The 11,501-nt window shown below is 64.4% G+C and carries 11 protein-coding genes and 1 pseudogene; 3 read left to right on the top strand and 9 right to left on the bottom strand.

Annotated features, from left to right (window positions below):
• The first annotated feature begins 339 nt into the window (after positions 1-339).
• Complete coding sequence (locus Q0D31_RS20770; protein ID WP_291855376.1) at positions 340-525, top strand: hypothetical protein; 186 nt, start codon at positions 340-342, stop codon at positions 523-525.
• Positions 526-671: 146 nt separating this feature from the next.
• On the top strand, positions 672-1,442 hold the full coding sequence (locus Q0D31_RS20765) for a glucose 1-dehydrogenase (protein ID WP_291855372.1): 771 nt from the start codon (positions 672-674) through the stop codon (positions 1,440-1,442).
• A gap of 80 nt (positions 1,443-1,522) precedes the next feature.
• On the opposite strand, the gene Q0D31_RS20760 is transcribed toward Q0D31_RS20765, so the two are convergent.
• A complete protein-coding gene (locus tag Q0D31_RS20760; RefSeq protein ID WP_291855368.1) occupies positions 1,523-2,302 on the bottom strand; it encodes an outer membrane beta-barrel protein in 780 nt (259 codons plus the stop codon).
• 194 nt (positions 2,303-2,496) lie between these two features.
• Positions 2,497-3,440, bottom strand: a pseudogene (locus tag Q0D31_RS20755) (caspase family protein).
• Positions 3,441-3,719: 279 nt separating this feature from the next.
• On the opposite strand from Q0D31_RS20755, the gene Q0D31_RS20750 reads away from it, so the two are divergent.
• Positions 3,720-5,258 (top strand): DEAD/DEAH box helicase, encoded by a 1,539-nt coding sequence (locus tag Q0D31_RS20750; protein ID WP_291855365.1) that lies wholly within the window; start codon positions 3,720-3,722, stop codon positions 5,256-5,258.
• Here the strand turns inward: Q0D31_RS20750 and Q0D31_RS20745 are convergent.
• From Q0D31_RS20745 to sufB, 7 genes are all read right to left on the bottom strand, one after another.
• Positions 5,213-5,623 carry a TfoX/Sxy family protein gene (locus tag Q0D31_RS20745; protein ID WP_291855362.1) on the bottom strand — a complete coding sequence of 137 codons (411 nt, stop codon included), beginning with the start codon at positions 5,621-5,623 and terminating at the stop codon, positions 5,213-5,215. The two genes, Q0D31_RS20750 and Q0D31_RS20745, sit on opposite strands and share 46 nt — an antisense overlap.
• A gap of 53 nt (positions 5,624-5,676) precedes the next feature.
• Entirely contained in the window at positions 5,677-6,081 is a 405-nt protein-coding gene (locus Q0D31_RS20740) for an iron-sulfur cluster assembly accessory protein (protein ID WP_291855359.1), read from the bottom strand.
• A gap of 66 nt (positions 6,082-6,147) precedes the next feature.
• A complete protein-coding gene (locus tag Q0D31_RS20735) occupies positions 6,148-6,519 on the bottom strand; it encodes an SUF system Fe-S cluster assembly protein (RefSeq protein WP_291855356.1) in 372 nt (123 codons plus the stop codon).
• Positions 6,516-7,763: a cysteine desulfurase gene (locus tag Q0D31_RS20730; RefSeq protein ID WP_291855353.1), complete on the bottom strand. Its 1,248-nt coding sequence runs from the start codon at positions 7,761-7,763 to the stop codon at positions 6,516-6,518. The genes Q0D31_RS20735 and Q0D31_RS20730 overlap by 4 nt, the downstream gene beginning before the upstream one ends.
• Positions 7,760-9,085 (bottom strand): Fe-S cluster assembly protein SufD, encoded by a 1,326-nt coding sequence (gene sufD / locus Q0D31_RS20725; protein ID WP_291855349.1) that lies wholly within the window; start codon positions 9,083-9,085, stop codon positions 7,760-7,762. Before sufD ends, Q0D31_RS20730 begins: the two co-directional genes overlap by 4 nt.
• A gap of 11 nt (positions 9,086-9,096) precedes the next feature.
• Entirely contained in the window at positions 9,097-9,849 is a 753-nt protein-coding gene (sufC, locus tag Q0D31_RS20720) for a Fe-S cluster assembly ATPase SufC (RefSeq protein ID WP_291855346.1), read from the bottom strand.
• A 123-nt stretch (positions 9,850-9,972) separates the two neighbouring features.
• Positions 9,973-11,454, bottom strand: coding sequence for a Fe-S cluster assembly protein SufB (gene sufB / locus Q0D31_RS20715; protein WP_291855343.1), 1,482 nt, complete (start codon positions 11,452-11,454; stop codon positions 9,973-9,975).
• Positions 11,455-11,501: the final 47 nt, after the last annotated feature.

Genomic DNA, 11,501 nt, shown 5'->3' with positions numbered 1-11,501 from the left:
CACAAATCGAGTTTGCAAGGAATCGCGCTCCCAAGGCCTGTTTTCCGGCAAATCCAGCTACGACAAAACACCGTTTCCAGATTCCAGATCAACGGCTTGGGAGTTCTTCACGGACGACTTTTTTGCATCGTTGCCCTCGCGTCCCGATCGACCATTCCCCCGTCGGCCGGTCGATGGCAGCCCCAAAGTAGGCTCCCTTGATGACTTCAGGTCTTGCGGAGCGGGCCGGCATTGTATTCGATCCGATGCTGCGGCCGCCGCCGTCACTGGTTCGCAGCGGCCGCCCATCATGAGCCGCGCGGCGTCCAACGACCGACGACGGCAACAAGGGGGAAATCCATGGCCAGGTCGCTTTCGATCATCGGCTTTCTGGCGCTCGCCATCGGCTTGCTGTGGATCGGCCAGGGCACCGGCGCGATCGCCTGGCCGCGGTCGAGCTCCATGATCAATCAGCTGCAGTGGGCCGGATGCGGCGCGGTGCTCGGCGCCGTCGGCCTGGTCCTGATCTGGCAGGGCAGTCGCTGATATGCAGCATCTATTAAACCCTCATGGTGAGGAGGCGCTTTAGCGCCGTCTCGAACCACGAGGCCCCACTGGTGCCACTCATCCTGCGAGACGCCGCTCCGCGGCTCCTCAGGACGAGGTCTGACACTTCAGGAGACAGAAATACAATGAAACCAGCACTCTTCACTCTCTCCGGCAAGGTCGCCATCGTCACCGGCGGCAATGGCGGCATCGGGCTCGGCATGGCGCGCGGGCTGGCGGAAGCCGGGGCTGACATCGCGGTCGTCGGCCGCGACGCGGCCAAGTCCACCGCCGCCGTCGCGGAACTCGCGCGAATCGGCGTCCGGGCGATCTCCGTGGTCGCCGACGTCACCGACCAGGCCGCGGTCGCCACCATGGCCGCGCGCGTGGCCGGCGAGCTCGGCCGCATCGACATCCTCGTCAACAACGCCGGCATCAACATCCGCAAGCCGCCGCACGCGCTCGACATCGCCGAATGGAACCGCGTCATCCAAACCAACCTCACCTCGGCCTTCCTGTGCTCGCAGGCGGTCTATCCCGCGATGAAGGCCGCCGGCGGCGGCAAGATCGTCAACATCGGATCGATGATGTCGATCTTCGGCGCTAGCTTCGCCCCGGCCTATGCGGCCAGCAAGGGCGGCATCGTCCAGTTCACGCGCTCCTGCGCCTGCGCCTGGGCCGCCGACAACATCCAGGTCAACGCGGTGCTGCCGGGCTGGATCGACACCGACCTCACCAAGCGCGCCCGCCAGGAGATCGACGGCCTGCACGACCGCGTGCTCCAGCGAACGCCGGCGGCGCGCTGGGGGGAGATCGACGACTTTGGCGGGATCGCCGTGTTCCTCGCCTCGCCCGCGTCCGACTTCGTCACCGGCACGGCCATTCCCGTCGATGGCGGCTATTCGATCATGGGATAGGCGGCGAACTTCTAAGGATCTTCGCGCACAAAAAAGCCCCGACCGAAAGGCCGGGGCTTTTGCTGTTGATGCGGTCGCGATCAGTAGCGCGCGCCCGGTCCGGCCGGCCACGGGTTGAACTTGAAGCTCACCCGCGCCATCACGGAGTCCACATCTGCGTCGACATTCCGGAAGTTCGCAGGACCGGCGCAAGAAACGAGAGCCACATTACAATTGTGCTGCTTGCTGTCGAACTCGTAGTGCTTGTAGTCGATGCCGAGGATCAGGTAGTCGAACACGGCGTACTCGGCGCCGACGCCGGCATACCAGCCACCATGGGTGGCGCCAGCATGGTCGAACGTCACGCCGGTTGCGTTGATGATGCCGCGGGTATCGATATCAGCCTGGGCGTAGCCGCCCTGGCCATACACCATGAACCGGTTCCAGGCGTAACCAAGCCGGCCGCCGACATACCAGATGTCATTGAGACGGCTTTGGCAGGAGAACGCTGCGCCGTAGCCGCAGCCCGAACCGGGGAGGCCAGTTCCAGCGGTGGTGGTAAAGCCGTTGTCGAGGCCGTTATAACCAGCTTCGACGCCGAGGACAAAATTGCCCCACTGCTTCTGGATCCCGGCAAAGCCACCGTAAATAAGGGCGGTGTCGCCGCCCGTACGCCAGAGGAAGGCCGGATTATTGTAGAAGTTGCCCGCGGTGTCGTACCAGGCGCCGCCGACAGCGCCGCCGAAATAAATCCCCGACCAGTCATAGGTCATGACCGGGGGGGCGACCGGCGCCTTGGCGATGCGGGCCGGCATGTCAGCCGCGAACGCGCTCACCGCACTGGCGGCCAGGATGGACGCTGCGAGTACAAGTTTTTTCATTCTCATGGTCCTTACAAGTTGCCGAACTGCACGGCGGAGGGTCGGAGGAATCGAATTCCTGCACTAAAAATAGCTAAACTCCGGCCATCCGGCTGTTACATCGTTGCTACAGTCATCTGGAATTTGATACACGGTCGGAGTATTTTAATACCACCAGCCAGAAAGCCGCGAAGAACCCGCCTTGGGCTGCCGACCTACCGCCGAAAACTCCTGATCTCCGAGACGCTGCCATCGCAGTAGGTCAGCTCAACCGAAACGGACCGAGTTTGCGGCGCGAGCTTGAGATAGGGCATGGCGTCGCGCGGGATCACGCTGGGGTCCTTGGGGTCGCAGGGCGGCATTTTCAGCACTTGGTCCGGCACCGCGCTGTCGATGCCGACCCGCACTTCGCGGATCGCGCAGCGATACGACATCAGGTCAGTGTAATAGACCAGCAGGCCGTTGAACTCGCGAAACGCCAGCCAGCTCGTCGCGGTCATATCGAGGATCTTGCGCTGGTCGCGAATGAGCGCGGCTTCCGGATCGAACCGGATCGGGAACGGTCCCTGCAGATCGCCATTGGCGTCGACATAGCGCAGCTGGATGGTGGCGGCGGCGCGTCGGCGGGAAGCTGGATCGAGGGGTTGGGCATCCGCTTGCGGGTGCGCGGGTCGAGCGCATCCATGAATCCGGTCTCGCGGAAATCGCCGGCCTCGCCGATGCGCCAGGAAATGCCGAGCACCTTGCGGTTCTGCAACCGCTCGATGATGCGGTCGGCGAGAACAGAGGCATCGCGCACCAGTTCTTCCTGGCCTTCGGTTGCCGCCGGAACGTCGGTCGGCAGCAGAAAATTCTGGCCGACGATTTCAAAGCCGTGGCCGGCATAGAAGAAGAACGCGGTGTCGCCGGGCTCGACCGACTTGTCGAACGCCAACAAGGTCTGACTGAACGCCTGCCGGGTCTGGTTTTCAGCCACCATCACCGTGAAGCCGAGCTGCTTGAGGGTGTCGCCCATGGTGCGGGCGTCGTTGACCGCCTTCTGCAGCTTGGGCACGTTCCTGTAGTCGTTGTTGCCGACCACGAGCGCGACACGCCTTTCGGCCTGCGCGGGGACTGCAAACGCCGCGACGCACGCGCGATGCTTGCGACCGTGAACGATCGGAACGCGTCCGCGATTTGACGGCCGAATGACGGTTTTGACCTTATTTGTGCGAAAACATTAAGCTTTTTCCGTCATATGATCCTTTCCAAGATTGACTTTGGCGGTTTCGACCCTATGTTTCGCCTCAACGCGGCCTTGGATCGAAACGCGATTCCCTGGTTTGCCGCTCGTCTGCGTAAGTCAGAGCCCCCAGCTTTCCAAAGCGCGCCGTTTCGGGGCAAAACGCGACAGCCTATTTACCCTCGATTCCGAACGGCGGTGTCGACTAGAGGCTCAATGTCTTTTTCCCATCTCGGCCTTTCCGACAAGGTCCTCGCCGCTGTCGCGGCATCAGGTTACACGACCCCTACCCCGATCCAGGAACAGGCGATCCCCCACGTGCTGGCGCGCCGCGACGTGCTCGGCATCGCCCAGACCGGCACCGGCAAGACCGCCGCCTTTGTCCTGCCCATGCTCACCATGCTGGAGAAGGGCCGCGCCCGCGCGCGCATGCCGCGCACGCTGATCCTGGAGCCGACCCGCGAACTCGCGGCGCAGGTCAAGGAGAACTTCGACAAATACGGCGTGGGCCAGAAACTCAACGTCGCACTGCTGATCGGCGGCGTTTCTTTCGGCGACCAGGACATCAAACTGACGCGCGGCGTCGACGTGCTGATTGCGACCCCCGGCCGCCTGCTCGACCACACCGAACGCGGCGGACTGCTGCTCACCGGTGTCGAACTACTTGTGATCGACGAAGCCGACCGCATGCTCGACATGGGCTTCATCCCCGACATCGAACGCGTCTGCAAGCTGGTGCCGTTCACCCGCCAGACGTTGTTTTTCACCGCGACGATGCCGCCGGAAATCAGCCGCATCTCCCAGGACTTCCTGCACAACCCCGAGCGCATCGAGGTCACCAAGCCGGCCACGACCGCGACCGGCGTTTCGCAGTTCCAGGTCCGTTGCGGCCGCGAACCGGAAGAGAAACGCGACATCCTGCGCCGCCTCTTGCGCGACGCCAAGGATCTCAAGAACGCCATCGTGTTCTGCAACCGCAAGCGCGACGTCGCGGTGGTCTACAAGTCGCTGCAGAAGCACGGCTTCAGCGTCGGCGCATTGCACGGCGACATGGACCAGTCGGCCCGCACCGCGGCGCTGGATCAATTCCGCAAGGGCGACATTCCGCTGCTGGTCGCCTCCGACGTCGCCGCGCGCGGCCTCGACATTCCCGCCGTCAGCCACGTCTTCAATTTCGACGTGCCGCATCACGCCGACGACTACGTCCATCGCGTCGGCCGCACCGGCCGCGCCGGGCGCGCCGGCACCGCGATCTCCATGGTTACCTCGCTCGACCACAAGTCGATCGCCGCGATTGAACGGCTGATCGGCCAGACCATCCCGGCCGCCGACGGCGACTATGCCGCGCCAGTGGCGTCGTCCGACGAGGCCGAGCAGCCCCGTCAGTCGCGCTCACGCGAGGGATCGCGCGAAGGTTCGCGCGGCGGACGCAAGCCGCGCCGCGACCGCGAGCCGCGAGCGGCCAAGGATGTCGCCGGCGATGCTCCCACGGAAACGACCAGGGAAGTTGCCGGGGATGCCGACAAGCGGCGGGAGCGCGCACCGCGGCATGCCAGGGGCGCCGGCCGCAACTCCGGTCCGCGGCCGGAGGCATCGACCACAGCCTTCACGCCGCCCGCCCCCGCCCAACCCTCAGGCGTGCCATCGATCGGCCGGCCGGAGCCGCGGCGCGCCGCGCGCGAGGTTGAAGCGGAGCCCGCCGACCACTCTCATCTCCCTGCTTTCCTGCTGCGCCCGGTTCGCGCCCGCGTCTGAACGGGACGAGCGCTTGATCGGGACGGCCGCCGCTTGGGCCGCTTGCGAAGCGCGGCGCGCCGTGCGGCGGCCAGCGCCGAGCGCGCCCAATCGGCCAGCGCCTCGGTATCGTCGAACAGCCGCGCCGGCACGTGCCAGTAGGATCTCACCGTCACGGTCTTGAGCCGCGTGTCGTACTGAAACGGCTGCGATCCCTCCGCCTCGAATTGCGGGATGGTCTGGTCGTCGGCGCGGAAGTACAGGCCGGCGCGCAACGCGAGCGCAAAATTGACGCCGTCCACGGAAATGCCAAAACCTGAAAACATCGGACGGATGGTGACCGGACCGAAGTCGGCGAACAGGTCGATCAGATCATCGCGATCCATGGTCGATGGCTCACGTCGCCGCGCTGATGTCGCATTCTTGGGCCGCTGCGCGGTTACCCCTTCGCCGGCGTCAATTGCACCGACTCGCCGCAGCCGCAGGCAGAAACCTGGTTCGGATTGTTGAAGATGAACTGGGCCTGCATCTTGTCGGCCTTGTAGTCCATCTCGGTGCCGAGCAGGAACAGCACCGCCTTGGGATCGACCAGGATCTTGACGCCGCGGTCCTCGACCACCTCGTCGGTGGGGCGGACTTCGTGGGCATATTCGACCGTGTAGGATTGTCCGGCGCAGCCGCCGTTCTTGATGCCGACGCGCAGCCCGACGATCTCGGAATCGGCGCGGTTGGTCAATTCGGTGATCCGCTGCGCCGCCGCCTCGGTCAGTTTCATGACCTGCGGGCGCGGCCGCGGCTTCGGCTTGGCGGCGGGCATGGGGGAAGCGGGTGTCATGTTGCTCATGTGATCATTCCCGGCGGCAAATCAATGCCTGTTATCTCCGAAGGTTAAGACGAACCTGCTAACGTTTCACCACATGTTGAGCACAAGGCGGGCCTCGTCGGACATGCGATCCGGCGTCCAGGCCGGGTCCCACACCAGATTGACGTTGACGATGCCGACGCCGGGAACGCTGGCAACCGCGTTCTCCACCATGGTCGGCAGTTCGCCGGCGGCCGGACAGTTTGGCGTCGTCAGCGTCATGGTCACGTCGATGCCGCGGTCATCCTTGAGTTCGACCTTGTAGATCAGGCCAAGCTCGTAGATGTCGGCCGGGATCTCCGGATCGAACACCGTCTTCAGCGCGGCGACGATCTCGGCTCCCAGCCGCTCGGTCTCCTCCGCCGGCAGCGCCGACTGGGTTTCCATATTGGCGGACTTGACTTCGGCCGTGTCACTCATGTGAACAATTCCCGCGCCTTGATCAGCGCCTGCGCCAGATGGTCGACTTCTTCCCGGGTATTATACAGGCCAAACGACGCGCGGCAGGTGGCCGTGACCTTGAACCGCTCTAAAAGCGGCATCACGCAGTGGGTGCCGGCGCGCACGGCAATCCCCTGCCGGTCGATCACGGTCGCGACATCGTGGGGATGGGCGCCCGTCATTTCGAAGGAAATTACCGGGCCCTTGCCGCGCGCGGTGCCGATCAGGCGCAGCGAGTTGATCTCGCGCAGGCGTCCCTCGGCATAGGTCAAGAGATCGTGCTCGTGGGCGGCGATGCGCTCCTTGCCGATCGATTCGACGTAGTCGATAGCGGCGCCGAGCCCGATGGCTTCCACGATCGGCGGCGTGCCTGCCTCGAACTTGTGCGGGGGATCGCCATAGGTCACCCCGTCACGGGCGACTTCGCGGATCATCTCGCCGCCGCCATTGAAGGGGCGCATCGCCACCAGGTGCGCATGCTTGGCATAGAGCACGCCAATGCCGGTCGGGCCGTACAGCTTGTGGCCGGTGAAGACATAGAAATCGGCGTCGATGTCCTGCACGTCGATCGGCAGATGCACGGCGGCCTGGCTGCCATCGACCAGCACCGGGATGCCGCGCGCATGCGCCAGCCTGACCACGTCCTTGACCGGCACGATGGTCCCGAGCGCGTTCGACATCTGCGTGATCGCGACCAGCCTGGTGCGCTCGGTCAGGAGCTTTTCGAACTCATCGATCAGAAAATTGCCCTCGTCATCGACCGGCGACCACCTGATCACGGCGCCCTGCCGCTCGCGCAGGAAATGCCAGGGCACGATGTTGGAGTGATGCTCCATGATCGAGAGCACGATCTCGTCGCCGGCCTTGATGTTGGGCTCGCCGAAGGACGATGCCACGAGGTTGATCGCCTCGGTGGCGTTGCGGGTGAAGATGATCTCCTCGGTGCGTCCGGCGTTGAGGAATTTCGCGACCTTGGCGCGGCCACCCTCATAGGCTTCCGTGGCGGCATTGGCGAGATAATGCAGGCCGCGATGCACGTTGGCGTATTCGCTTCTATAGGCCTCGGTCATGCGGTCGAGCACGGCGTTCGGCTTCTGCGCGGAAGCGGCGTTGTCGAGATAGACCAGCGGCTTGCCATAGACCTTCATCGCCAGCGCGGGGAAATCCTCCCGCACCCGGGCCACGTCATAGCCGCCATTGCTGACCGCGGGATGCCGGATCATTGCCGCGCCTCCAGCCAGCGCCGCGCGGCGGCGACCACGAGTTCGCGCAGCTCGTCGCTGACAATGGACTCGATCGCCTCGCCGACAAAGGCCTGGATCAGCAGCGCCTGGGCTTCCTTCTCGGACAGGCCGCGGGCGCGCAGGTAGAACAGCAGGCTTTCATCGAGCGCGCCGGTGGTCGCGCCGTGGCCGCAGGTGACGTCGTCGGCGAAGATTTCCAGTTCCGGCTTGTTGTCCGCCTCGGCCTCGTCGGACAACAGCAGCGCCCGCGTCATCATCTTGGCGTCGGTCTTCTGCGCGTGCGGCCGCACGATGATGCGGCCCTGGAACACCGAATGGGCGCGGTCGTCCACGACGGCGCGAAACACCTCGCGGCTGGCGCAGTTCGGCACCGCATGGTCCATGACCATCGTGGTGTCGGCATGCTGGCGGCCATTGAGCAGGTTGACGCCATTGGTCTCGACGCGGGAATGTTCGCCCGCGAACGCAATGGTTGCCTGGTAACGGCTGACAGCGGCGCCCGAGGCCATGCCGAATGTGTTTAAATGGGCGCGCGCGCCCAGCGTCACCACGACCGAGCAGATATTGGCCGCGTCGTCGGAATCTTCGACCAGCCGGACATGGTCGAGCCGCGAATGGTCGCCGATGGTGACGAGCAGGGAGTCGTGGACCTGATAGGCCCTGGCGCCGTCGGCCGCGATGTAGCTCTCAACCAGCGTCGCGCCGGCAGCTTTGCCGAGACGCAGCAGCGAGCGGGTAAACCTCGCCGTAGGCGCCGTACCGCTGGCGACATGAACGACGTGCAGCGGCTGCTTCAGCACGACGCCGTCGGCGATCTCGACCACCACGCCATCGGTCATCATCGCACTGTTGAGCGCCACCATCGGATTGGAATTGTCGGGCGCCAGTAATTGCGCCTGCAGCGCGGCATCACCGGCCTCCAACACGTCGCGCAGGGTGCGGACGGCGAGCCCCTTTTCCAGTCCGCCCAGTTCGGAAAGCTTCGCCGCGAACACGCCGTCGACCAGCACCAGCCGCCGCACGCCCTTGATCGCCCGCAGCCTGACCGCCTCGGCCGCCCGCGAAAGCGCGGCGGCATCCGGCGCCGGCGCCGGCGGCAGCACCTCGCGCAGCAGCGCGCGCAGGTCGGTGTATTTCCAGTCCTCGATCCGCCGGTTCGGCAGTCCGACGCGATCAAACGCCGCAAAGGCTGCGCTCCGCGCCTCGGCCACCTTGCCGGAGCCAGGCAGCCGGTCGCGCGCGATCGCAAAACTGTCGCTCAGCGCCCGCCCGGTCTCTTTCTTTGCCACCGCTACGTTCATCACAATTCCCGTCAGGCCGCGTCTTCGAACCGGGCGTAGCCGGAAGCCTCGAGCTCCAGCGCCAGCTCCTTGCCGCCGCTTTTGACGACGCGTCCCTTCGAAATCACATGGACAAAGTCGGGTATGATGTAGTTGAGCAGCCGCTGGTAATGCGTGATGACCACCATCGCCCGGTCCGGCGACCGCAGCGCGTTGACGCCGTCGGCGGCGACCTTGAGCGCGTCGATGTCGAGGCCGGAATCCATCTCGTCGAGGATGCAAAGGCTCGGCTCGAACAGCGCCATCTGCAGGATCTCGTTGCGCTTCTTCTCGCCGCCGGAGAAGCCGACATTGACGCCGCGGCGCAGCATGTCCTGCGGGATGTTCAACCGCGCCGCGACCTCGCGCACCTTCTTCAGAAAGTCGGGCGTGGAGAATTCGCTCTCGCCGCGAGCCTTGCGCTGGGCGTTGAGCGCGGTACGCAGGAAGTTCATGGTGGCGACGCCCGGAATCTCCACCGGGTACTGGAACGCCAGGAACACGCCCTTGGCGGCGCGCGCGTCCGGCGACATTTCCAAGAGGTCTTCGCCCCGGAACAGGATTTCGCCACCGGTGACCTCGTAGCCCGGCTTGCCGGCGATCACATGGCTCAGCGTCGACTTGCCGGAGCCGTTCGGCCCCATGATCGCGTGCACCTCGCCCGGATTCACGGTCAGCGACAGTCCGTGGAGAATTTCTCGCTCCTCGACGCGGACTTGCAGGTTCTTGACTTCAAGCAGTGCCATTTGGTTTTTCCGTTTCTGCTCCTCGTCCTGAGGAGCGCCGACAGCGCGTCTCGAAGGACGTGGCCGACTATCTTTCCTCCCACCCTTCGAGACGGCCGCTTCCGCGACCTCCTCAGGATGAGGCTACCCCACCGACCCCTCCAGCGAGATCGAGATCAGCTTCTGCGCCTCAACCGCGAATTCCATCGGCAGTTGCTGCAGCACGTCCTTGACAAAGCCGTTGACGACGAGGCCGACGGCCTCTTCCTGGCTCAGGCCGCGCTGGACGCAATAGAACAGCACGTCCTCGGAGATCTTCGACGTCGTCGCCTCGTGCTCGAACGTCGCCGATGAATTCTTGGCCTCGACATAGGGCACGGTGTGCGCGCCGCATTTGTCGCCGATCAAAAGCGAGTCGCAGGCGGTGAAATTGCGCGCACCGGTGGCCTTGCGGTGCGCGGTGACGAGGCCGCGATAGGTGTTCTGCGAGACGCCGGCCGCGATGCCCTTGGAGATGATCCTGGAGGTGGTGTTCTTGCCGAGGTGAATCATCTTGGTGCCGCTGTCGACCTGCTGGTGGCCGTTCGAGATCGCGATCGAATAGAACTCGCCGCGGGAATTGTCGCCGCGCAGGATGCAGCTCGGGTATTTCCAGGTGATCGCCGATCCGGTCTCGACCTGGGTCCAGGAGATCTTCGAATTGTTGCCGCGGCAGTCGCCGCGCTTGGTGACGAAATTGTAGATGCCGCCGACGCCTTCGGAGTTGCCGGGATACCAGTTCTGCACCGTCGAATACTTGATCTCGGCGTCGTCGTGCGTGACCAGTTCGACCACGGCGGCGTGCAGCTGGTTTTCGTCGCGCTGCGGCGCGGTGCAGCCTTCGAGGTAGCTGACATAGGCGCCCTTGTCGGCGATGATCAGCGTGCGCTCGAACTGGCCGGTGTTACGCTCGTTGATCCGGAAATAGGTCGAAAGCTCCATCGGGCAGCGCACGCCCGGCGGCACATAGACGAACGAGCCGTCGGAGAACACGGCCGAGTTCAGCGTGGCGAAATAATTGTCCGAGGTCGGCACCACCGTGCCGAGATACTTCTGCACGAGCTCGGGATGCTCGCGGATCGCCTCCGAGATCGGCATGAAGATGACGCCGGCCGCCTTCAATTCCTTCTGGAACGTGGTGGCGACGGAAACCGAGTCGAACACCGCGTCGACCGCGATCCTGCGCTCGCCTTCCGGCCGCACCACCCCTTCGAGCACCTCGACCTCGCGCAGGGGGATGCCGAGCTTCTCGTAGGTCTTCAGGATTTCCGGGTCGATCTCGTCCAGCGAGCCGATCTGCTTCTTCGGCTTCGGCGCCGAGTAATAATAGAGATCCTGGTAGTCGATTTTGGGATAGTTGACGCGGGCCCAGGTCGGCTCGGTCATGGTCAGCCAGCGGCGAAAAGCCTCCAGCCGCCATTCCAGCATCCAGGCCGGCTCGTTCTTCTTTGCGGAGATGAAACGGACAGTGTCTTCTGAAAGACCCTTGGGGGCCTTGTCGGACTCGATCAGCGTCTCAAACCCATATCGATACTGATCGACGTCGATGCGCTTCACGCGATCGACCGTCTCTTGCACGGCTGGCATTCCATCCTCCGCTCGCGGTTTCAAGGACCGCGGTGGAACAACTCAAG

This window comes from Bradyrhizobium sp., from assembly GCF_022844465.1.
Classification (GTDB): Bacteria; Pseudomonadota; Alphaproteobacteria; order Rhizobiales; family Xanthobacteraceae; genus Bradyrhizobium.
The sequence above is the reverse complement of the archived record's forward strand: the minus strand, read 5'-3'. Positions and strand labels throughout refer to the sequence as shown.

What these genes read in the sequence shown, in the direction of transcription:
- Q0D31_RS20770 (WP_291855376.1), top strand. Translation starts at nt 340, where the DNA reads ATGGCCAGGTCGCTTTCGATCATCGGCTTTCTGGCGCTCGCCATCGGC.
- Q0D31_RS20765 (WP_291855372.1), top strand. Translation starts at nt 672, where the DNA reads ATGAAACCAGCACTCTTCACTCTCTCCGGCAAGGTCGCCATCGTCACC.
- Q0D31_RS20760 (WP_291855368.1), bottom strand. Translation starts at nt 2,302, where the DNA reads ATGAAAAAACTTGTACTCGCAGCGTCCATCCTGGCCGCCAGTGCGGTG.
- Q0D31_RS20750 (WP_291855365.1), top strand. Translation starts at nt 3,720, where the DNA reads ATGTCTTTTTCCCATCTCGGCCTTTCCGACAAGGTCCTCGCCGCTGTC.
- Q0D31_RS20745 (WP_291855362.1), bottom strand. Translation starts at nt 5,623, where the DNA reads ATGGATCGCGATGATCTGATCGACCTGTTCGCCGACTTCGGTCCGGTC.
- Q0D31_RS20740 (WP_291855359.1), bottom strand. Translation starts at nt 6,081, where the DNA reads ATGAGCAACATGACACCCGCTTCCCCCATGCCCGCCGCCAAGCCGAAG.
- Q0D31_RS20735 (WP_291855356.1), bottom strand. Translation starts at nt 6,519, where the DNA reads ATGAGTGACACGGCCGAAGTCAAGTCCGCCAATATGGAAACCCAGTCG.
- Q0D31_RS20730 (WP_291855353.1), bottom strand. Translation starts at nt 7,763, where the DNA reads ATGATCCGGCATCCCGCGGTCAGCAATGGCGGCTATGACGTGGCCCGG.
- sufD (WP_291855349.1), bottom strand. Translation starts at nt 9,085, where the DNA reads ATGAACGTAGCGGTGGCAAAGAAAGAGACCGGGCGGGCGCTGAGCGAC.
- sufC (WP_291855346.1), bottom strand. Translation starts at nt 9,849, where the DNA reads ATGGCACTGCTTGAAGTCAAGAACCTGCAAGTCCGCGTCGAGGAGCGA.
- sufB (WP_291855343.1), bottom strand. Translation starts at nt 11,454, where the DNA reads ATGCCAGCCGTGCAAGAGACGGTCGATCGCGTGAAGCGCATCGACGTC.